General features: G+C 36.1%; 26 protein-coding genes and 4 pseudogenes. 1 reads left to right on the forward strand and 29 read right to left on the reverse strand.

Annotated elements, in window-relative coordinates:
* Window positions 1–75 precede the first annotated feature (75 nt).
* Window positions 76–381: an OsmC family protein gene (locus NYE63_RS16475; protein WP_342605797.1), complete on the reverse strand. Its 306-nt coding sequence runs from the start codon at window positions 379–381 to the stop codon at window positions 76–78.
* 38 nt (window positions 382–419) lie between these two features.
* A complete protein-coding gene (locus tag NYE63_RS16480) occupies window positions 420–629 on the reverse strand; it encodes a hypothetical protein (RefSeq protein WP_342601925.1) in 210 nt (69 codons plus the stop codon).
* A gap of 891 nt (window positions 630–1,520) precedes the next feature.
* Between NYE63_RS16480 and NYE63_RS16485 the strand changes: the two genes are divergently transcribed.
* Window positions 1,521–1,718 (forward strand): tyrosine-type recombinase/integrase, encoded by a 198-nt coding sequence (locus tag NYE63_RS16485; protein ID WP_342601926.1) that lies wholly within the window; start codon window positions 1,521–1,523, stop codon window positions 1,716–1,718.
* Between the two features lie 584 nt (window positions 1,719–2,302).
* Here the strand turns inward: NYE63_RS16485 and NYE63_RS16490 are convergent.
* The 27 genes and pseudogenes from NYE63_RS16490 to NYE63_RS16620 all read right to left on the reverse strand — a co-directional run.
* Window positions 2,303–3,094: a hypothetical protein gene (locus tag NYE63_RS16490; protein WP_342601927.1), complete on the reverse strand. Its 792-nt coding sequence runs from the start codon at window positions 3,092–3,094 to the stop codon at window positions 2,303–2,305.
* 9 nt (window positions 3,095–3,103) lie between these two features.
* The gene (locus tag NYE63_RS16495; RefSeq protein WP_342605798.1) at window positions 3,104–3,565 is read right to left on the reverse strand and encodes a GreA/GreB family elongation factor; all 462 of its coding nucleotides are present in this window, start codon (window positions 3,563–3,565) and stop codon (window positions 3,104–3,106) included.
* A gap of 33 nt (window positions 3,566–3,598) precedes the next feature.
* Window positions 3,599–3,846, reverse strand: a pseudogene (locus NYE63_RS16500) (MFS transporter); the annotation flags it as partial.
* Window positions 3,847–3,958: 112 nt separating this feature from the next.
* Window positions 3,959–4,699, reverse strand: a pseudogene (locus NYE63_RS16505) (YitT family protein); the annotation flags it as partial.
* A gap of 143 nt (window positions 4,700–4,842) precedes the next feature.
* Window positions 4,843–6,048, reverse strand: coding sequence for an MFS transporter (locus NYE63_RS16510; protein ID WP_342601928.1), 1,206 nt, complete (start codon window positions 6,046–6,048; stop codon window positions 4,843–4,845).
* Between the two features lie 149 nt (window positions 6,049–6,197).
* Complete coding sequence (locus NYE63_RS16515; protein WP_342601912.1) at window positions 6,198–6,713, reverse strand: OsmC family protein; 516 nt, start codon at window positions 6,711–6,713, stop codon at window positions 6,198–6,200.
* An 86-nt stretch (window positions 6,714–6,799) separates the two neighbouring features.
* Window positions 6,800–7,528, reverse strand: a complete 729-nt coding sequence (locus NYE63_RS16520; RefSeq protein ID WP_342601913.1) for a DsbA family oxidoreductase — start codon at window positions 7,526–7,528, stop codon at window positions 6,800–6,802.
* A 21-nt stretch (window positions 7,529–7,549) separates the two neighbouring features.
* Window positions 7,550–7,747 (reverse strand): carboxymuconolactone decarboxylase family protein, encoded by a 198-nt coding sequence (locus NYE63_RS16525; RefSeq protein WP_342605799.1) that lies wholly within the window; start codon window positions 7,745–7,747, stop codon window positions 7,550–7,552.
* Between the two features lie 211 nt (window positions 7,748–7,958).
* On the reverse strand, window positions 7,959–8,276 hold the full coding sequence (locus NYE63_RS16530) for a thioredoxin family protein (protein WP_342601929.1): 318 nt from the start codon (window positions 8,274–8,276) through the stop codon (window positions 7,959–7,961).
* Window positions 8,277–8,678: 402 nt separating this feature from the next.
* A complete protein-coding gene (locus tag NYE63_RS16535) occupies window positions 8,679–9,254 on the reverse strand; it encodes a TetR/AcrR family transcriptional regulator (protein ID WP_342601930.1) in 576 nt (191 codons plus the stop codon).
* A 364-nt stretch (window positions 9,255–9,618) separates the two neighbouring features.
* On the reverse strand, window positions 9,619–10,044 hold the full coding sequence (locus NYE63_RS16540; protein ID WP_342605800.1) for an OsmC family protein: 426 nt from the start codon (window positions 10,042–10,044) through the stop codon (window positions 9,619–9,621).
* Between the two features lie 299 nt (window positions 10,045–10,343).
* Window positions 10,344–11,276 carry a thioredoxin-disulfide reductase gene (gene trxB, locus NYE63_RS16545; RefSeq protein WP_342601931.1) on the reverse strand — a complete coding sequence of 311 codons (933 nt, stop codon included), beginning with the start codon at window positions 11,274–11,276 and terminating at the stop codon, window positions 10,344–10,346.
* A 58-nt stretch (window positions 11,277–11,334) separates the two neighbouring features.
* On the reverse strand, window positions 11,335–11,655 hold the full coding sequence (locus NYE63_RS16550; protein WP_342601932.1) for a thioredoxin family protein: 321 nt from the start codon (window positions 11,653–11,655) through the stop codon (window positions 11,335–11,337).
* 88 nt (window positions 11,656–11,743) lie between these two features.
* Window positions 11,744–12,064, reverse strand: a complete 321-nt coding sequence (trxA, locus tag NYE63_RS16555) for a thioredoxin (RefSeq protein ID WP_342601933.1) — start codon at window positions 12,062–12,064, stop codon at window positions 11,744–11,746.
* Between the two features lie 241 nt (window positions 12,065–12,305).
* Window positions 12,306–12,539, reverse strand: coding sequence for a hypothetical protein (locus NYE63_RS16560; protein ID WP_342601934.1), 234 nt, complete (start codon window positions 12,537–12,539; stop codon window positions 12,306–12,308).
* Window positions 12,540–12,578: 39 nt separating this feature from the next.
* Window positions 12,579–13,019 (reverse strand): DNA starvation/stationary phase protection protein, encoded by a 441-nt coding sequence (locus NYE63_RS16565; RefSeq protein ID WP_342601935.1) that lies wholly within the window; start codon window positions 13,017–13,019, stop codon window positions 12,579–12,581.
* A gap of 194 nt (window positions 13,020–13,213) precedes the next feature.
* Window positions 13,214–14,146, reverse strand: coding sequence for a thioredoxin-disulfide reductase (gene trxB, locus NYE63_RS16570; RefSeq protein ID WP_342601936.1), 933 nt, complete (start codon window positions 14,144–14,146; stop codon window positions 13,214–13,216).
* A 46-nt stretch (window positions 14,147–14,192) separates the two neighbouring features.
* Window positions 14,193–14,513, reverse strand: coding sequence for a thioredoxin (gene trxA / locus NYE63_RS16575; protein WP_342601937.1), 321 nt, complete (start codon window positions 14,511–14,513; stop codon window positions 14,193–14,195).
* Between the two features lie 435 nt (window positions 14,514–14,948).
* On the reverse strand, window positions 14,949–15,113 hold the full coding sequence (locus NYE63_RS16580) for a hypothetical protein (protein ID WP_342601938.1): 165 nt from the start codon (window positions 15,111–15,113) through the stop codon (window positions 14,949–14,951).
* Window positions 15,114–15,152: 39 nt separating this feature from the next.
* Window positions 15,153–15,593 (reverse strand): DNA starvation/stationary phase protection protein, encoded by a 441-nt coding sequence (locus NYE63_RS16585; RefSeq protein ID WP_342601939.1) that lies wholly within the window; start codon window positions 15,591–15,593, stop codon window positions 15,153–15,155.
* A gap of 94 nt (window positions 15,594–15,687) precedes the next feature.
* Window positions 15,688–16,416: a DsbA family oxidoreductase gene (locus NYE63_RS16590; RefSeq protein ID WP_342601913.1), complete on the reverse strand. Its 729-nt coding sequence runs from the start codon at window positions 16,414–16,416 to the stop codon at window positions 15,688–15,690.
* 21 nt (window positions 16,417–16,437) lie between these two features.
* Window positions 16,438–17,097: a carboxymuconolactone decarboxylase family protein gene (locus tag NYE63_RS16595; protein ID WP_342601940.1), complete on the reverse strand. Its 660-nt coding sequence runs from the start codon at window positions 17,095–17,097 to the stop codon at window positions 16,438–16,440.
* 88 nt (window positions 17,098–17,185) lie between these two features.
* Window positions 17,186–17,308 (reverse strand): hypothetical protein, encoded by a 123-nt coding sequence (locus tag NYE63_RS16600; RefSeq protein ID WP_342601941.1) that lies wholly within the window; start codon window positions 17,306–17,308, stop codon window positions 17,186–17,188.
* Window positions 17,309–17,580: 272 nt separating this feature from the next.
* Window positions 17,581–18,969, reverse strand: coding sequence for an L-cystine transporter (locus tag NYE63_RS16605; RefSeq protein ID WP_342601942.1), 1,389 nt, complete (start codon window positions 18,967–18,969; stop codon window positions 17,581–17,583).
* A gap of 124 nt (window positions 18,970–19,093) precedes the next feature.
* A pseudogene (locus NYE63_RS16610) lies at window positions 19,094–19,282 on the reverse strand (thioredoxin-disulfide reductase); the annotation flags it as partial.
* Window positions 19,283–19,373: 91 nt separating this feature from the next.
* The gene (locus NYE63_RS16615) at window positions 19,374–19,520 is read right to left on the reverse strand and encodes a thioredoxin domain-containing protein (RefSeq protein ID WP_342601943.1); all 147 of its coding nucleotides are present in this window, start codon (window positions 19,518–19,520) and stop codon (window positions 19,374–19,376) included.
* A 404-nt stretch (window positions 19,521–19,924) separates the two neighbouring features.
* A pseudogene (locus tag NYE63_RS16620) lies at window positions 19,925–20,772 on the reverse strand (transposase); the annotation flags it as partial.
* Window positions 20,773–20,825 lie beyond the last annotated feature (53 nt).

Raw genomic sequence — 20,825 nt, forward strand, 5'->3', positions numbered from 1 at the left:
ACCCTCCATTCTTTATCACTTACCTATCTCTCATATATTGATTTGTAAGGCCCCCGACTCACTTCCCAAAAATTATCAATCTTCAATAACCAATTCAGAAACAATCGTAATAGCATTAGCAATCGTTGCCCGATTCGGTGATGTCTTAATCACAGCTTCATGTAATTTTTCATACTGCTCTTTTGTTCCGTTTCCTTTTACTCGAATCGTATATTTGACCTCTTTGAACCCGATAGGTGCCTCTGGATCCACCTCTAGGAACCCTCTTAAATCTAAGCCAGCTTCCAGATCTATTTCCAACTTGTCAAGCGTGATGCCCATTACGGAAGCACCGACTGAATAACCGATCATCATGCATGCACCCCCCCCCCCAGCAAATATTCTTGCGGTGTAGGATGTGTATTTTTCCCTAAAATTTGTTAAGGTTCATCAATAATAAAGGAAAAGTTCCTTTCTAAAGATTGATCCCCTAATTGTATTCCTTTAGTTGTAACCTTTGCTTTGGTTCCGCCCTGCCAATGAAGATTGACTTTATAGTCAATCATCGCACTTTTAGGATTTTGCGTAACTTCTTCGATATAACCCTTCAATGCTGGTACATTAATTCCATTGATATGTGTTTCAATCATGCTCTACACCTTCATCCTAGATTTTATTTGAACTACATATTTTTAAAGGATCCCTTAGGCCGCTCATAAAAATGTTTTATAGTATGAACTTAAAAAAAATACAAGCGTTTTCATTTTATATGATCAGTTTCTAGCATCTCATGCTGTACCTACCATTCGGTAAAAAAAGAAAATAATTGTTTAATCAACTTATGTTCAGCGATATGCAGCCAATCTTATAACGATTGATACCCTTTTCACTACCCTAAATTACTCTATACCTTTCCAGTACCAACCGTTAGGTACAAAATAGGCATAAAAATGGTATTTTAACACTCACCATTACATACAGCTCTTTTTTTATTCCCCCTCCCCTTTTTGGTATTTTTTAAATTTTAGAAAATTTTGAATATTGTTTCAATTGTGTTCATTTTATCAAGGTGTATCAGAATAATCAAGATATTTTTTTATAATATATTGTTAATTTTTAGTATCAACAGGAAGATACAGACTGAAAATTATAGGAGAGATACACAATAGAAGATTACCTCCATCTGCGCCAATCTCTTTTGCGACTGTTGTATAACTTTCATTTGCTTCTAAATAGCGTTATTTCGACCTGATTTATCTTCACTAGTAAATTTAACCATTAGAAACTTCTATGGCGGCGATCCTCGCCGCCACCATCTACCACGAAAATCTTCTCTTAACCCAAAATAAAGTCTAACCCATTAAACCCTTGACAATAATGGATGATAACAATACAACAAATTGAACCTTTTTTGGTGGATTTTAAGGAAGATACCCTGTATAAGAAACTGGTTGTGATAGAATTGAAGAACCATTTAGTGTACTGCTAGTACGTATACAAAAATTTTTGTAACAAACCTCCTGTCATAGTCCAATAAATCCATGGCCCCGCACAAACTGAAGCATACGTACGGGACAAACTTAATGGAGCAGTCAGGAGACATCAATTTGCTGATGACTCAACTTGGTCATACCTCCACCACAACGACTGCCCTATATACAAACCATGAATTGGAAAAGGCTAAAAAGGCTGCAAAAAAGTTGGGAGAGAAAAGAACCAATTATCGTGAAAAGGATTAAATGAAAAAAGAAGAAGATTTTCTAGTCTTCTCTTTTTTAGTATTTTAGTAGAAATGAAAACATAAGATACCATCTACGCTTCCAGATTATTCAAAAAAAGAGGCTCTTCTTTTTCTGATTGGAAAGAGGTCATAGTATGTATTAGGCATAAAAAAGACCCCCAACATTTTGGTTGGGAGCCTTGGATCATTTATTATTAAACATTATGAGAACTGACGGTGCACAACGCACACGTTTAAGACCCTACTTTTTTCGTTCTTTATTTTATATAAATAATAAAAAGAAACTCAACTTATCATAATTACTATAAAGCTTGATTTAGCAAGCTTTATAATAGGTGAAAATTTAATTTATTGTTTCGTTTTCGAAGAAGGGACTAAAAACAATAGGATTTTGAACTATTCCACGAAAAAATTATTACTACTATTTTTGTTTCTTTATTGATTTTCTTTGCCTTCTTCTCTTCATTAGTTTTTTCCAAATGTCCCTAAAACTTAATAAGACTTTCTCTTCAAGACCTAAATAATCGATTAAAATCGCTTTATCAACCATGTCTAACATTTCTTCAACATTTCCGTTATTTCTTATAGTATCATCAATACAATGCAACAGACTGTCCGTGGCACTTTCATCAAGGTCATTGATATTAGGTAGAATAATTTTTTCTGCTTCACCTGGTAAACCTCTAAAACTCCTCCACCATAGCTTCTTCCTTCCATTTCAGTAAAAGCAAATGTAATGCTGTTATAGTAAGAAAGTAAAGCCTTTCGACGATCAATACCTTCAAAAAATCTAATTCTGTGCATCGTATCTGTACTGACTGCTTCTAAATCATTGAGAACAAATTTTGGAAATGTATCATTTATTCTTAAGAAAAAAGCATCAGGTGGATATACAGATGGTATATGGTACCAATTCTTTCTCAAGCCAAGTTTATAACCTTCGCTTTGACCACTTTCGACTCCTTGTTCATTATAATCCTGATGTCCTTCTGGAAATCCTTCCAGTGGAGCATTAGGAAAATAAGCAAGTTGTGCGGGTAAACCTTTATTAACATTCACTGACCAATCTTCTTCTGTAAAGAATATCCCATGAGCATGTGCACTTCTACCAATTAACGGTAATGTAATCTGACTTAAATCGTATCTTTCAACAGTTTCATTGGTCACAGAAAAGAACTTATTATTACCTGTAGTAATACCAGTATCAACTTTTGATATATCGCTGAATTTAACAAATTTTTTATCATTAATAATAAAAATATTGTCCACTCTACTAATAAGCAAATTTCGATTCCAGATTTTCTTTCTCATCATGAAGAAAAGAGTAACTAGAGAGCAAACAGCATGCAGGCTGGTTGACTCTCCAGTTTTCAACTTCCATAATCACTGTATTTCAGTGATTAATAAATGCATCATTCCAGAAGGGGTCATGACTACTACATTATCATTTAATTTGTGACCAATTAGACTTTTGCCGATTGGAGACTCATCGGATATATAGTTTTCAGATAGATATGATTCTGCCGAACTCACAATTTTAAGCTGCATTTCATATTTTTCTGTCACTTCTTTAACAGTGACAATTGATCCAATCCCTACTTCTCGTATATTTGTATTTTTAATTATTTTTGCTTGCTTTATAATGTATTCCAAATCAATTATTTTCTTTTTAATTGTTGCAAATTCATCCACTGAAATTTGATACTCAGGATCTTTTTTAAAATCACAAAAATTTCTGCTCTCTTGAACTTTTTTACTAACCTCTTTCCATCTTTTTTCCTTTAAATAAAGTAATTCTTTCTTCAACGCATTATAACCAGTTTCCGTAAGTAACTGCTTTTCCATCAATCATTCACCCTCCTTTACCGAAACTACTTTTCTCGGCTTTGTTGGTTCTGTTACATTTTGCATAAAGAATACACCAAACACTAATCGATAATCAGTAACGGTAGTGAAATCCAGAAAATCCAGTGCCGTGTTAAAGTTTTTAAAATCAAGCCTGATTCTTTAGATCCAACAACTGGCGCGAATATAATTACAAACCCCATAATTCCCATGAATCTTCTACGCTTATGCGGTGGAATAATAACAAGAATGGTGTTAAAAATAAGTGGCACAAGCAAAGCTATTCTTATTCAATTAACGGTTTGCTTTAATTAAAGAACAAAGATTAAACAGGTAAAAAAGACAAGAGAACCCGTCAAGTTCTCTTTAAAACGAAAAATACATGCCATTAGCTAAGCGGTTAATGACACATGTGATTTCCTTAAATTTTTCATTATAATAACCGCCATAAGCTTCCCTGTATGTTGCACTTCGACCTAAGCGATCACGTATAGTCTCCACCATTAATTCGGGTTGAGTTGTAATAATTTTAAAGGTTTTAGCGTCACTTAAACCTATTTCAACGATGTGAACCACTTTAGAAACAATAAAATAAGTAATTGCTGAAAGAATCGTCACTTGTAAACCCAATGCGGTTGAACCGAAAATAAATAGAGATCACTTGTCGCAAATGGTAATTTTCGAGTAAGCAGTACAGCTAATAAGTCAATTCCATCTAATGCTAGGCCATTTCGTTATGCTAATCCCATCCCAAAACCGAGGATACTACCACCCACAACGGTGACTAATAATGTATTCCCTTCAATAATCGCTAGGGTACGGTGCATGAGGCTTGTACCAAAAGCTAATGAAGCTATTCCGATAATTGAATAAATCGCGCAACATTTACCATTTGTTGATATCCTAACTAGATAAAAGGAAGATTTATAACGGCAATTAGAATTCCTAATGGTAATCCAATTAGTTCTGAACCAACAATACTAAGCCCCGTTACACCCCCATCCGATACATTGTTTGGGATTAATACGGTTTTAGGTCCATATGCTGCAATAAATCCCCCAATCATTTCTAGTATCACTTGGAAAATCATTCTATTTCATTAGGCCTACGCCTATGCTTTGTGATGGTACTCATATAATTCCTCACCTTTGCACCAATTGTAGGTAATAAAAAAACTTTTTAGCAGACTAGTGAAATACTTTACACATATTGAAGCTGAAAATAAAATCTAGGGAAGAAAACCGTTACTATGTTAAAATACAAAATGAGTATATCGTTCAATGTTTATAACGGATAAGTGAAATCATTGCCAAAACTCCTAGAACAGGACCGATCGCAAGGATTGAAAATGCCCATTTCCACCCTACGATATCTTCAAAGACCGGAATCAAATATATAGAAAAGACAGTAATAAGAAAACCTATAGCCATTTGAAATGTCAAGGCAGTTCCTACACATCCTGATTTTGCGAAATCTGCAACCATTGCTGAAAATTGTGCCGAATCTGCAACAACTGATATCCCCCAAATGATTGCTACACTAACTGTAATCCATATAGAAAGACCAAAGGTAAATCCGATACATATAGAAGATACGGCACTAACAATCATGGCAATCATAGAAAGGCGAGCTTTTCCAAATTTATCAGCATATACTCCACCTAATATTGAACCTATAGCCCCCGAAATTCCAATGGTTAAAAATGCGAACAACGTACTGGCCTCTTGTAGAGCTGTCCCCTCTAAGGATACTTTAAAGCTAGCTGTTAAGAAATATGGAAGCCATGTCCACATAGCATACAATTCCCACATGTGACCGAAATAGCCATAGTTAGCTAACATTACAGGGCGATCTTTTAAAATATATTTGAGTGTATTCATCGACACAGTAGCTGCTTTTTCTTTAGATGCCGGAGCGTCCGGAAGAACCCACTGCATAATACCAGCTGCGACCAATGCTAATAAAGAGCTAACCAGCATTAATATCTTCCAGCTGACATTGGGAATAAATAAATTAAAAAGATGCGGCAATGAGGAACCTAATGTAAGAGCTGCAATTAGAATTCCAATACCAAATCCTCGTCTATCTTGAAACCAAGTAGAGAGTAGTTTCACGGCAGTAGGATAAACACCTGCCATAGTCATTCCTGTTAGAAAACGTAAACTTAATCCCACTACCATTCCAGGGCTTAAAGTAAATAAACTATTGATGACAGCTCCGAATATACAGGAAATAGCAAATATTTTTCTTGGGTTATAACGGTCTGCTAAACCTAGAAAAGCAGAACAAATGGCTCCGACAATGAACCCAATCTGTACGGATGTGGTCATCCATGACCCTTCTGTTGCACTCATTCCCCATTGACGTTCTAATTGGGGAAGAACAGCTGAAGCGCTAAACCATAAACTGAGGGCAAATAGTTCAGCCAATGCAATCCAAAATAGAGCCCTCCATCTGTTAATACTTGTGTTAACTTCAGACATGATGGTTCTTTCCTCCTCTCGCGTTTCCAATTCTATCTGCAATGTATAAGAACGTAGACATTACACATGGAACATGTCGCGTAATATCTACGTTCTTTTTAAAGTTAGTTATACAAGGTAAGGTAAGATCGGCACTGTTCTGAAGCTTTTTACTTATTACGTTTAAAAGTTGAATTTACTTGAACATTTCTTTGTAGTGAATTTTTTACAGGAGAAATTTCCAGTGCTTTTGAAACTAATTCTTCAAGTTGTTTATCATCTGCGTCACTATCCACTGTGAATTGAACATCCACTTCGTTAAAACCTGGATTTCCTTCTTTTAAGCCCAACAATACATTTAAATCTAATTGTCCTGAAGCGTTAACTTCTAGGGAAGTCACCTTAATACCCATTAAACTAGCTGTTGCAATAAATGAAATGGATAAACAACCACCTAATGCACTTAATAAAAGTTCACCGGGGTTTGGACCCTTATTAGATCCTGAGAACCAATCTGGCTCATCAATGAGAACGGGTTTGTGATCACCTACTTGTGCTTCAGCGTAAAATCCACCTTTCCATTTGACCGAAGAAGACCATCCTACAATTCCTTCCTCAGGATTTTTCTTATAATTTTCTACTATGTTTTCAATAACTTTTGTATCGACGCCATTAATTTTTGTCATGTTTATATCTCCTTCATTTGGTTTTTTTATTAGAATTATCTCTTTACACTTTCGTTATCTAATCTAAGTTTTTACAAAGCCCTTTATTATGATTTTTTAGGGGGAATGACACAGCTGCCATCCGTACATACCCCTCCATTAGGAGTATCCGCCGATAGAGTTTCTAATTTGGGTGCTGGATTGTCTTCTTCCCACACTTTATCTAGTACTTCAGAAAATGCTTGCGCTGGCTGTGCTCCTGAGACTGCATATTTTTGATTGATAATAAAGTACGGAACGCCATTAATACCATATCTCTTGGCTTCATATTGATCATCTTTTACGTTTTGTGTGTATAGTTTCTTATCATTTAATACGTTCAATGCTTCGTCTCTATTTAAACCAGAAGCTTCTGCAATATCAGCTAGTGTGTCTAGATCTCCTACATCTTTAGACTCCGTAAAGTGTGCAGAAAGTAACTTTTCATTCACAATGGCTTCTTTACCTTGAGTTTTGGCCCATTTTGCTAGGCGGTGAGCATTAAATGTATTCGTTGGTTTCATTTCATCAAAGTTAAAAGTTAAGCCCACATTTTTCGCTTGTTGAGTTAATTGAGTAATAAACTGTTTTGCTTGCTCCGTGCCACCAAATTTGGAAGCTAAATTCTCAACATATTTTGTTCCGTCATATAGTGATGCATTCGGATCAAGTTCAAAACTTTTGAATTCCACGTCTACTTGATCTTTATAAGGGAATTTAGCTAACGCATTCTCTAAATTTTGTTTTCCAATATAACAGAATGGACATGCAATATCAGACCAGATTTCAATTTTCATACTTTCACTCCTCCATAAGACTTATTCATCATATGCAACTAATGCATTCACTCCATGAGAAAGGGCAGACCCTGCTTTTAATGCGGTTGCTACCATAATGGATTCAGCCACTTCTTCCCTCGTTGCTTTTGCTTTTTTGGCTGCTTTAGTGTGGATATCAATACAATACTTTTTATTTTTACGCCCACTTGTACCTACCGTTTGGTACAATTGGGTCAGATTTAATACTCTGTGTTAACTTTTAGAATTTTACTATTAAATGGTGCGATTAGTTCGGATATAGTTTTAATTGACTCGACATCACCAAAGCTATTGTTTATAGTTAATGAATTCCCTTCCTCTGAAGGTTTAAGAAAACAATGTTATCAAAAGTTGTTTGAGCACTACCAATCGTACCTATCATTATTTGAACGATTTTTCATAGCAACGATTAAGCGGATAAGCTGTTAAGGAACGTTTCGATTTCTTCTTGTGTTTTACGAACCTTGCTGACAAACCGCCCTGCTTCTTCTCCGCTGTGATAAGCGATAAAGCTTGGAATACCAAATACATCCAGTTCGATGCACAAATCAATAAAGTCATCCCGGTCTACATATATAAACTGATATTCCGGATAATTTGCTTCAATGTCCGGCAAAATTGGCTCGATCAACCGGCAGTCTGGGCACCAGTTCGCTGAAAACATAAAGACAGCGCGCTCTTCTTTTTTTAACTTCTCAAATTGATCCATTGATTGTAATTTTTTCATCATGATTCCCTCCAGTTTTTTCATGTACCTTCCATATTAGAGAATAACATTACATCTTCCTTATCCTTTAAGGGAGCTTTGCCACGACTTCCTCTTTTTGCAACAAAAGGAGATGATCTTCTTTTAATAACCATTTTTTGTACCTACCAGTAGGTACAATTTTATAATAACATATTTTTTATTATATGCAACCCTCAATCTTCAAGATAACAAGACCAATATTCACCATTTATTTTAGCACAATGGACGTAGAGCTTCATTATTCTTATCACTTAACAAGTTATCTACCTTATTTAAAATGATGGTACAACAGATTATTGTTTATCTTCTTATTCGCTACCTTCCAATTTATACATTTTTACCTACCTTATAGTAAGAGCGGAACAACTTATATACCTACTATTAGGATAAATTATATTGTTGACGAATCACTTCAACTACATTTAAAAACCATTTCATATCCTGCTGGCTCTTCATCAGTAATATTCCCCCTTCAAGCATAGCAATGAGGGTCTGAGCATGTTTTTCGGTATCAATGGTGTCATTAAATAATTTTTTTTCTACCATTTCATCTAACACGTTTTGAATTCCATCTATCCACCGTTCAAAAAATTGTTGAATCTTTAATCGAAAATGTTCATCGTGTTCGCTCATCTCAATTGCGAGGTTTCCAAAAGGGCATCCAGTTTTTGAATCCATTTCTGAATGATAGCTGACAGTCCAGTCCAGCATATTGTTTAATTTTGACACAGGATCGTCACCTGATTTAAGAATATCTAAAATCAGTTTTTGGTCCCAGTCTTGAATAAGGTTTTCTACAACTGCCAGGCCAAGATCATGCTTGGAAGAAAAATAATGATAAAATTGACCTTTACCAATTTTAGCAGCGCTTAGGGTATCACTAATAGATGTAGCTTGATATCCTTTAGAATGAATAACTTCTCTTGCTATAGTGAGAATTTCTTGTTGCTTAGACATATTATAATCACACCCTTATTAGTGAATTTACCTATTTTCTACATGCCTAACCGATTGCACATATTCATTTGTTATCTAATGTAATTATTTACTTAAAACTCACCGGCGTGTAATTTTTACTGTTCGTTTATTTAATCCTCTATATTTTCATTTAATGACTCCTTATTTATGCTCAAGGATTACCTTGGCACAAAAGGAAATTGATGTTTGATTTACATTTTTATATGTCATTCATTGTGACACAAGGTATATGAATACATAAATTGATTAATATTAACTGTTTAGCCAATAAGTGTTTCCTATATTAAAACATCCTCTATATATAAAGGAGAGGGTAGCTTAACGCTACCCTTTATGATCTAATTTATGTTGTAAAAATTTCTCCTTGAACTTCGATCTTTACGTCTGCTTTTTTTAATAAGTTTCCTACAACACACCCTCTATCAGCTGCCACAAATAATCGTTCTGCGGATTGAACTTGTTTATCTGTTGCATTCTCTGATAAAACCAATTGAGGGTGGTGGATAATTTTAAATTCATCGTCAGATATCGATGCTTCAGAATCCACACTGATTTCTACTACAGGGAGCCCTCTTGATTCAGCCATAGATACAAGTACAGATGTATAACAAGCTGTTACAGATGCTACAAGAACTTCTTTTGGGAATGCACCATTCCCACTACCACCTAATACTGTTGGAATAGCAACCTTAGCATCAAGAAATTCTGTTTTAAGCACTCCGTTCCCTTTTACTCCATTATTCCAAACAACGTTTGCATTCGTCTGCATATTGGCCAAGTTAAAACACTCCTTCAAATACTTTTTTCACTTTATTGTAGCCATGAGAATTGATTTTTATGATTTACTGCTTTTATCATGAAAATTTTCGAACATAAAGAATAGAAGTACTACCTATACTAATTTCAAGATCTTATGTTATGAATAGTAGCAAGGGGTTGTACCTACTGTTCGGTACAGAATATACATTAACATACTTACTAGTACTTTTCAACTAAATAGAACGTCCATTATTTGGTACATTCTATTTTCTATACACCTCTAATAATTGTCACCCACCAAACACATCATCAACTCTCAAGGTTTTCAATATAGTGTTGTACGCTTTGAGCCGCTATTGATCCATCACCCGTAGCTGTTACAATTTGGCGTAGGGTCTTATCACGTATATCTCCAGCTGCATAAATACCAGGAATTTTTGTAGCCATTGCTTCATCCGTCACTACATAACCTTCTTCATTGGTTATATCTAGGTTTTTGAATGCACCATTTAACGGAAGTGTACCCACGTAAATAAATACACCATCTGCAGGGAATTGAGATTGTTCACCTGTTTTTGTATCTTTTAACGTTACGGTATTCACTTTTCCATTTCCTTCATTTATACTTGTAACTTCTTTATTCCAAATGAATTCAATCTTTTCATTGCTAAATGCTCTTTCTTGGAGTATTTTTTGGGCACGTAATTGATCTCGACGATGGATAATAGTTACTTTTGAAGCGACACGTGTAAGATACATAGCCTCTTCTACAGCTGAGTCTCCTCCGCCTACAACAACAAGTTCACGTCCTTTGAAGAATGCTCCATCACATATGGCACAATAAGAAACCCCTAGACCACCAAGCTCATTCTCCCCTGGAACTCCAAGCTTTTTATGGTCTGCCCCAGAAGCGATAATAACAGATTTGGCATAGAACTCTTTGTTTGTAGTTACTACTTTTTTTAGACGACCTTCATCTACAATTTCTTTTATATCTCCGTATTCATATACAGCACCAAACTTTTTGGCGTGCTCAAACATTTTATTAGAGAGATCTGGACCTAAAACATGAGCAAAGCCAGGATAATTTTCTACGTCCTGTGTATTTGCCATTTGTCCACCAGGTATTCCACGTTCAATAAGCAATGTGTTCAGATTAGCACGTGAAGTATAAACGGCTGCGGTCATACCAGCAGGACCTGCCCCAACAATAATAACATCATACGTCTCTTGGTTTTTCACATTAATCTCCTCCTTTAATATCATCTGCTTTTCCTTTCATTTAGGTTTGGTATACGCATTACTTTGCTTTAATACGTAGTACCTCTTCTTTTAATTTTTTTAAGCTGCCACCAAAAAAAGGTTGTTCAAATTGATTATTAAAGTAGAAACGAGAGTTAGGAATTCCCATTACGTTAAAACCTTTAGCAAGCTTTGGATATTTATCAATATCGACTTTTACAATCTGTACGCTATCTCCTAATTCCTCGTCTAATTGCTTTAGAATCTCTCCATAACGAATACAAGGAGCACACCAAGTGGCTGAGAAATTTAATAATACTACTTTATCTTTGTTTATATACTTCTCTAGCTTATTACTTGCTACATGAATAATAGCCATTTTATTCCTCCTCTACAACATATAAAAAATCTCATAATATCTACAAAACTTCTCAATAAGTATTGCTGAGTTTCCATAATTCGCTGCTTTAATTGCCATTCAGTTCTAAGATTTTCTCTTTTAATACATGCTTTTGATTTATACCTACCATTTTATCTACCAACTCGCCATCTTTAAACAGAAGCAATGCCGGAATACTCATTATGCCGAATTGTATAGCTAATTCAGGATCATTGTCCACGTTAACTTTGGCAATTGTCGCTTGTCCTTTCATTTCATCAGCTAACTCTTCTACAATTGGAAGTTGAACTCGACAAGGCCCGCACCAAGGAGCCCAGAAATCCACCAATGTCACACCTGATTGAACGTGGTTTTGAAATGTCTCTTTTGTCAGTGATATTGCTCCCATAGAAATAACCTCCTCTATTTTTTTACTCATGTTAATGAGATACAATTAATTCACCTATAAAACAACTATTCAATTGATTAATTGAATTATACAATGGGAAATACTTTTCGTCAACCCTAATAAAAGTAATCTTTATTAGAAGAAAAATATCCATATTGACGTGATATAACCCAATCAAATAAAAAAACAACCAGGCTTTTTATGCTTTTTGTTACAATAAATGAAATTGATAAACAACCACCTAATTAATGCACAATAAAAGTTCAGCTGGGTTTGGACCCTTATTAGATCCTGAGAACCATTCTGGCTCATCAATGAGAACGGGTTTATGATCACCTACTTGTGCTTCAGCGTAAAATCCACCTTTCCATTTTACCGAAGAAGACCATCCTGCAATTCCTTCCTCAGGATTTTTCTTATACTTTTCTACTATGTTTTCAATAACTTTTGTATCGACTCCATTAATTTTTGTCATTTTTATATCTCCTACCGAAGTAGAGCTTTTCCTTAAATCTTAATGTCCTAAATACGCACGCAGCATCCAAGCATGTTTGTTTAAACTTTTCTTTATGCCTGTCAGCATATCAGCCGTAACCGGATCTTCTTGTTCCGCAACTTCGATAATTTCCAGGAACTCTTCGGAAAGCTTCTCAAAATCACTGATGACGCTTTGAACCATATCTTCTGTATTTTCGTCCCCTGTCGCTTCTTCGATCGTGGTTAATTCCAAGTATTCTTTAAGGGTAGCGACCGGTTTTTCACCAATGGCCAATAGTCTTTCCGCCAATTCGTCATAATTGGTTGTCACTTCTTTATATAGCTCCTCCAATTTTTGGTGAAGTTCAAAGAAGTGCGGTCCATTCACGAACCAGTGGTAATTATGAATTTTCGTATAAAGAACACTGAAGTTTGCAACTTCCTTATTCACTAAAGTTCCTAATTTTTTCTGAGCCATAAATATCTACCTCCGTAAGTTGGTTTTGGTTTTTTTATTAGAATTATCTCTCTTTAAATGAATTGTACCTACCGTTCGGTACAAGATATACATTAACATACTTACTAGTACTTTTCAACTAAATAGAACGTCCATTATTTGGTACATTCTACTTTCTATACACCTCTAATAATTGTCACCCACCAAACACATTATCAATTCTCAAGGTTTTCAATATAGTGTTGTACGCTTTGAGCTGCTATTGATCCATCACCCGTAGCTGTTACAATTTGGCGTAGGGTCTTATCACGTATATCTCCAGCTGCATAAATACCAGGAATTTTTGTAGCCATTGCTTCATCCGTCACTACATAACCTTCTTCATTGGTTATACCTAGGTTTTTGAATGCACCATTTAACGGAAGTGTACCCACGTAAATAAATACACCATCTGCAGGGAATTGAGATTGCTCACCTGTTTTTGTATCTTTTAACGTTACGGTATTCACTTTTCCATTTCCTTCATTTATACTTGTAACTTCTTTATTCCAAATGAATTCAATCTTTTCATTGCTAAATGCTCTTTCTTGGAGTATTTTTTGGGCACGTAATTGATCTCGACGATGGATAATAGTTACTTTTGAAGCGACACGTGTAAGATACATAGCCTCTTCTACAGCTGAGTCTCCTCCGCCTACAACAACAAGTTCACGTCCTTTGAAGAATGCTCCATCACATATGGCACAATAAGAAACCCCTAGACCACCAAGCTCATTCTCCCCTGGAACTCCAAGCTTTTTATGGTCTGCCCCAGAAGCGATAATAACAGATTTGGCATAGAACTCTTTGTTTGTAGTTACTACTTTTTTTAGACGACCTTCATCTACAATTTCTTTTATATCTCCGTATTCATATACAGCACCAAACTTTTTGGCGTGCTCAAACATTTTATTAGAGAGATCTGGACCTAAAACATGAGCAAAGCCAGGATAATTTTCTACGTCCTGTGTATTTGCCATTTGTCCACCAGGTATTCCACGTTCAATAAGCAATGTGTTCAGATTAGCACGTGAAGTATAAACGGCTGCGGTCATACCAGCAGGACCTGCCCCAACAATAATAACATCATACGTCTCTTGGTTTTTCACATTAATCTCCTCCTTAAGTATTGCTGAGTTTCCATTATTCGCTGCTTTAATTGCCATTCAGTTCTAAGATTTTCTCTTTTAATACATGCTTTTGGTTTATACCTACCATTTTATCTACCAACTTGCCATCTTTAAACAGAAGCAATGCCGGAATACTCATTATGCCGAATTGTATAGCTAATTCAGGATCATTGTCCACGTTAACTTTGGCAATTGTCGCTTGTCCTTTCATTTCATCAGCTAACTCTTCTACAATTGGAAGTTGAATTCGACAAGGCCCGCACCAAGGAGCCCAGAAATCCACCAATGTCACACCTGATTGAACGTGGTTTTGAAATGTCTCTTTTGTCAGTGATATTGCTCCCATAGAAATAACCTCCTCTATTTTTTTTACTCATGTTAATTAGATACAATTCATCTACAAATCAAATATTCAATTGATTAATTGAATTATACAATGGAGAATACTTTTCGTCAACCCTCATAAAAGTAATTTTTATTAGAAGAAAAATATCCAATTGACGTGATTATAACCTAATCAAATAAAAAAACAACCAGGCTGTCTTATGCTGTTTGTTACTATAAGAATGATTGCTATAGAATGAAGACAAAAAAGTGGTTCTTTAAGAACCACTTTAAGTTATGGCCTTTATTAATGAAGTTTAATTTAAAAATTCACTCAGAAATATTCAAAACAGCACGGAATCTTGTAGATGCTGACATCATTTTATCGTATGCTTCGTTAGCACGTTCTAGAGGAAAAGTTTCAATCATTGGTCGTACATCAGTGAGAATACTGAAGTTAACGGCTTCTTGGATTTCCTTTGCTTGTCCAGTAAATGAACCTCACCGTATTGGGTCCTTTTAAAAAGTCCATTGCTGACAATTCCAATTGCTCACCAGAACCAGCTATAATAATTAGTTCGCTGTCTGAACCAAGCCCATTGATCAGAGAAGATTTTGTCATTTTTATATCTCCTACCGAAGTAGAGCTTTTCCTTAAATCTTAATGTCCTAAATACGCACGCAGCATCCAAGCATGTTTGTTTAAGCTTTTCTTCATGCCTGTCAGCATATCAGCCGTAACCGGATCTTCTTGTTCCGCAACTTCGATAATTTCCAGAAACTCTTCGGAAAGCTTCTCAAAATCACTGATGACGCTTTGAACCATATCTTCTGTATTTTCGTTCCCTGTCGCTTCTTCGATCGTGGTTAATTCTAAGTATTCTTTAAGGGTAGCGACCGGTTTTTCACCAATGGCCAATAGTCTTTCAGCCAATTCGTCATAATTGGTTGTCACTTCTTTATATAGTTCCTCCAGTTTTTGGTGAAGTTCAAAGAAGTGCGGTCCATTCACGAACCAGTGGTAATTATGAATTTTTGTATAAAGAACACTGAAGTTTGCAATTTCCTTATTCACTAAAGTTCCTAATTTTTTCTGAGCCATAAATATCTACCTCCGTAAGTTGGTTTTGGTTTTTTTATTAGAATTATCTCTTTACACTTTCGTTATCTAATCTAAGTTTTTACAAAGCCCTTTATTATGATTTTTTAGGGGGAATGACACAGCTGCCATCCGTACATACCCCTCCATTAGGAGTATCCGCCGATAGAGTTTCTAATTTGGGTGCTGGATTGTCTTCTTCCCACACTTTATCTAGTACTTCAGAAAATGCTTGCGCTGGCTGTGCTCCTGAGACTGCATATTTTTGATTGATAATAAAGTACGGAACGCCATTAATACCATATCTCTTGGCTTCATATTGATCATCTTTTACGTTTTGTGTGTATAGTTTCTTATCATTTAATACGTTCAATGCTTCGTCTCTATTTAAACCAGAAGCTTCTGCAATATCAGCTAGTGTGTCTAGATCTCCTACATCTTTAGACTCCGTAAAGTGTGCAGAAAGTAACTTTTCATTCACAATGGCTTCTTTACCTTGAGTTTTGGCCCATTTTGCTAGGCGGTGAGCATTAAATGTATTCGTTGGTTTCATTTCATCAAAGTTAAAAGTTAAGCCCACATTTTTCGCTTGTTGAGTTAATTGAGTAATAAACTGTTTTGCTTGCTCCGTGCCACCAAATTTGGAAGCTAAATTCTCAACATATTTTGTTCCGTCATATAGTGATGCATTCGGATCAAGTTCAAAACTTTTGAATTCCACGTCTACTTGATCTTTATAAGGGAATTTAGCTAACGCATTCTCTAAATTTTGTTTTCCAATATAACAGAATGGACATGCAATATCAGACCAGATTTCAATTTTCATACTTTCACTCCTCCATAAGACTTATTCATCATATGCAACTAATGCATTCACTCCATGAGAAAGGGCAGACCCTGCTTTTAATGCGGTTGCTACCATAATGGATTCAGCCACTTCTTCCCTCGTTGCTTTTGCTTTTTTGGCTGCTTTAGTGTGGTTATCAATACAATAAGGGCATCCTGTTGTATGCGCCACTGCTATAGCAATCAACTCTTTTTCCTTCACACTAAGTAATCCCGCCTTCATCGCTTTTTGGTCAAATGTCACAAACGCTTTAAAGACATCTCCATCTAACTGAGAAAACTCTTTTAGTCGGTTGATATAAGAAGCTCGATATAATTCATCATCAGCGGTTCCATCATAAGCGTTTAAAGCATTGACACCATGAGCAAGAGCAGATCCTGCTTTCAGGGCTGTTGCGACCATAATCGATTCGGCCATTTCCTCTTTGGAAGCTCCATGTTTTTTAACTTGTTTAACATGAAAATCAATACAATGGGGACATCCAGTCGTATGAGCAACTGCCACTGCAATTAATTCCTTTAATTTAGCTGTTAACTTTCCATCAGCTAGCGCTTTTCTGTCAAAGGTTACAAATTCTTTAAAGATTTCAGGTGAGAGTGTACTAAATTCACCTAAACGGTTAAAGTGTGACTTTTTGTATAAACTATCGTTCTGATTCATAATTAATTCCTCCAATTTAATACATGTTATAAATTTCGTCTATTCTCTAAATCAACAAAACGCGCTGCTCTAAAAGATTCATTTCTTTTTACAAATAAAAGTAAGGATGGTACATAGCAACAGTAGCATCAAGAAATTCTGTTTTAAGTACTCCATTTCCTTTTACCCCATTATGCCAAACAACGTTTGCATTCGTCTGCATATTGGCCAAGTTAAACACTCCTTCAAATAATTTTTTCACTTTATTGTAGCCATAATGATTGACTTTTATGATTTACTGAATTTATCATGAAAATTTTCAATCATAAAGAAGTACTACCTATACTATTCTCAAGATTTCAAGATCTTATTTTAGTGGTTATGACAAGCAGTAAGCACAATGAATTGTACCTACCTTTTGGTACAGATTATACAGTAGTATACTTACTAGCACTTTTCAACTAAATAGAACGACCATTATTTGGTGCACTTTACTTTTTTCTTTTACATTTCAGCTTCTATTTTCAAAGATGATTCTTCGCTGAACTTTTCCTTATCCAGATCGCCCGTTATTTTACTAGTCAGAATACCGGAAGTCATGCTTCCGCTGACATTCACGGCAGTTCTTCCCATATCGATCAATGGCTCGACGGAAATCAAAACTCCAGCCATGACGATTGGCAAGTTCATTGCAGATAATACTAGAATGGCAGCGAAGGTTGCTCCTCCGCCTACACCTGCAACCCCGAAAGAGCTAATGGCCACGACGGCAATCAACATGGCTATAAAGGAAGGCGATAGTGGGTCGATTCCCACCGTTGGAGCGATCATGACCGCTAACATGGCCGGATAGATTCCGGCACAGCCGTTTTGACCGATCGACAAGCCGAAGGATCCGGCAAAGTTGGCAATTCCTTCGGACACGCCTAGTTGTTTCTGAGTTTGGATGTTCAATGGCAGAGCTCCTGCACTTGTTCTTGAAGTGAAGGCAAATGATAATACCGGGAAAGCTTTTCTCAAATATACGATTGGATTCAATCCTGCAATCATCAGCAATAACAAATGGATGAGGAACATGACAATCAGGGCAACATAAGAGGCACCGACGAATTTCCCCAATTTCAGGATGGCATCCAAATCACTCGTAGCTACTGTCTTCGTCATGATCGCCAAGATTCCGTATGGTGTTAAACGAAGGATCAATGTGACTACACGCATGGTGATGCTGTGCAATGTATCTACTATTTTAGCAAAAAATTCAGCTTGTTCAGGCTGCTTCCTTTTGACCCCTAAATAGGCAATCCCAAGAAATGCAGCAAAAATTACAACGGAAATGGTTGAAGTCGTACGTGCTCCCGTTAAATCAAGGAAGGGATTGGACGGAATCAATTCAAGGATTTGCTGCGGCATCGTTTTATCCTGAATCGTACCGTAAGTTTCCGTTATTTCATCCCCGCGGCTTAACTCTGCATCCCCTTGGTCAATTTGAACGGCTTCCAAATTGAACACAGTTGCCGAGGTAATCCCGACGGCTGCTGCAATCGCAGTCGTTCCAAGCAGGATTCCGATGATCAGGACACTGATCTTTCCGATATTGCTGGTTAGTTTCAATCTTGTAAATGCGGATAAGATCGAAATGAAGACAAGCGGCATAACGATCATTTGCAGGAACTTAACATAGCCTGAACCTACAATGTTAAACCAATCGACCGATTTAACGATCGCTTCTGACTGGGGTTCATAGAAATACTGCAAAAGAAGTCCGAAGACAATCCCTAAACCAAGTCCAGTAAAGACCCTTTTTGTAAAAGAAACATGTTTCTTATTCATGTAAAATAAAACGCCTAAAAGAACCAGCATTATGGCAAGATTTAAAAACACATATATAATCATATCTATTCCTCCTAGTTCCGATTAACCAAATGAGAATAATGAATATCCGGAAACTATGATACATCATCCGTTGATTTTTGACTTTTGAAGCAATTCATGTATATATCCTAACAGATTTGGCTTAGAACTCTTTGTTTGTAGTTACTACTTTTTTTAGACGACCTTCATCTACAATTTCTTTTATATCTCCGTATTCATATACAGCACCAAACTTTTTGGCGTGCTCAAACATTTTATTAGAGAGATCTGGACCTAAAACATGAGCAAAGCCAGGATAATTTTCTACGTCCTGTGTATTTGCCATTTGTCCACCATTATGCCGAATTGCATAGCTAATTCAGGATCATTGTCCACGTTACCTTGGCAATTGTCGCTTGTCCTTCCATTTCATCAGAATAACTCTACTACAACTGAAGTTGAACTCGACAAGGCACGCACCAAGGAGCCCAGAAATCCACCAATGTAACACCTAATTGAACGTGGTCTTGAAATGTCTCTTTTGTCAGTGATATTGCTCCCATAGAAATAACCTCCTCTATTTTTTTACTCATGTTAAAGAGATGCAATTAATTAACCGTTAATAAACTATTCAATTGATTAGTTGAATTATACAATTTAAAATACTTTTCGTCAACCCCCATAAAAGTGATTTTTATTAGAAGAAAAATATCCATATTGACGTGATATAACCCAATCAAATAAAAAACAACAAATGCTGTCTTATATACTGTTAGTTGCTATAGAATGAGACAAAAAAGTTTCGGAATGGTCTCATTCCGATACATTTTGATTTTTTATTGGATTTGAAGCAGTTATAGAGAATAGTTGACCTCTCCGAGGTCATTATTTAGCCATTTCTGGTCCTTGCCAAGTCTAGTTGGCCATCTTCTTTAAATTCATGGCAACGAAAGTAAGCATCGCCTTCATCGACAATTTTTACGGGAAAGAATCCTTATTTTGTGCGTGGTCGTGTATATGATAAGGCAGGTGTAATCTCATTTTCAAATAAGTATCTCGTAATCGCGGGTGTTTTATAAGCTGCATCTGCGGCAACAGCTTCTGATTTCCCAACTTTTTTCAATTACTTGTTCAACAAGTGGTTCTAGATGTTACAATCGTCCCAAGTACAAAACCGTTTCGATCTGAGGCAGCATGGAATGATAGGCAAACTGCTTTGTACGTTCGTCTTTGACGTATGACGTAGTATCCACTCTCTGGATCGGTTGTACTTACTTTAATTTCTTTCTCTTCTTTCTTATCGAACTATGGTCTTCGCGGTCTTGGTTAATCTCACTTTGAAGACGTTCTCGATAATCCACGTGTTTCCTTCCGAACAATTTTCTTTTCAAATTTGCGTTTATTCGCATTAGCCTACATGTGTGGAATCAACGAAAACGTGTTCTGCACTGAATAACTTTTTCTCAGTAGCAGTCTTTAATATACGGTAGAAAATCTGTTTAAACAGTCTGTATCTGTAAAGCGGCGCTCGTAGTTTTTTCCTAAGGTAGAGAAGTAAGGCACTTTATCATGAAAGCAGTAACCTAAGAACTAACGATAGGCCATGTTCGTATCTATCTCTTCAATGGTCTTACGCATCGAGCGAATACCGAAGGTATATTGAATGAATGTCAGTTTAACTAAAATAACTGGATCAATACTTGGGCGTCCTACCTCTGAATACATATCTTTCACCAAGTCATAAATGAAAGAGAAGTCAATGGAGGCCTCAATTTAACGAACCAATTGATCAAAAGTAATCATTTCAAGTTGATCTTCCTGAATAGAATTATATTTAGAAAGCATCCTAATCACCTCAAGTTTTAATACTTCTTTTTTAAAACAAAAAAGACTGTCGA

The organism is Peribacillus sp. FSL E2-0159 (assembly GCF_038643155.1).
GTDB classification, from domain to species: domain Bacteria; phylum Bacillota; class Bacilli; order Bacillales; family DSM-1321; genus Peribacillus; species Peribacillus simplex.